The organism is Spongiactinospora gelatinilytica (assembly GCF_003236385.1).
GTDB lineage: Bacteria > Actinomycetota > Actinomycetes > Streptosporangiales > Streptosporangiaceae > Spongiactinospora > Spongiactinospora gelatinilytica.
Genome location: NZ_POUA01000797.1, coordinates 1 through 709, shown reverse-complemented (window position 1 = coordinate 709; position 709 = coordinate 1). Strand labels below are relative to the sequence as shown.

Annotated in this window: 1 protein-coding gene; it reads left to right on the top strand. The window is 72.9% G+C overall.

Going from position 1 to position 709, the window contains the following annotated elements:
* Nucleotides 1-65: 65 nt before the first annotated feature.
* On the top strand, nt 66-709 hold a 644-nt coding region (locus tag C1I98_RS39460; RefSeq protein ID WP_233508591.1), incomplete at its 3' end, for a condensation domain-containing protein.

Sequence of the window (709 nt, the reverse complement as noted above, 5' to 3'; positions counted from 1 at the left end):
GTGGGGGCGGACGGCCACCGGATGTTGACCGAACGCTGACGACGACTACACGGGGGACTGCACTCATGAGTATTGAGGCGACGGCCACGCCCGCTACCACGACGGAGGCGTCCGAGGTTCCTCTGTCGGTTGCGCAGGAAGCCATCTGGATCTACTGGCAGGTCGCTCCGGACGATCCCGCCTACACCGTCTGCCTCCCGCTCCTGCTGGAGGGCGAACTGGAGGAGGCGCGGCTGCGGCGGGCCGTGGCCAGGCTCGGGGAGTTGCATCCCGCGTTGCGGGGCAGGGTCGTGCCGACTCCGCAGGGGCCGAGCCTGCGCTGGGCGGACGCGCCGACGATCCCGGTCGTCGAGCGTACGGTGACCGCCCCGGCCCAGGAGGCGGTACGCGAGCGCGCCGCCGTTCCGTTCGACCTGCGGCGCGGTCCGCTGCTGCGGGTGGAGGTGCTGCACGGCCCCGGATACCGGATCGTCCTGTTCGCCGGGCACCACATCGTGCTGGACGCGACGGCGTGCGGCCTGCTGCTGGCCGAGCTGTCCCGGCTCTACGCCGGGCACGACCTCGCCCCGCCCGGCGACGCGGACGTCCTCGCCGCGTTCGCCCGCCGCCAGCGCGAGCTGTCAGAGGGCACAGAAGGCGAGGCGCACCGCCGCTTCTGGCGCGAACACCTGGGCCCCGACGTACCTCCCCTCCTCCTCCCGGCTGTCAC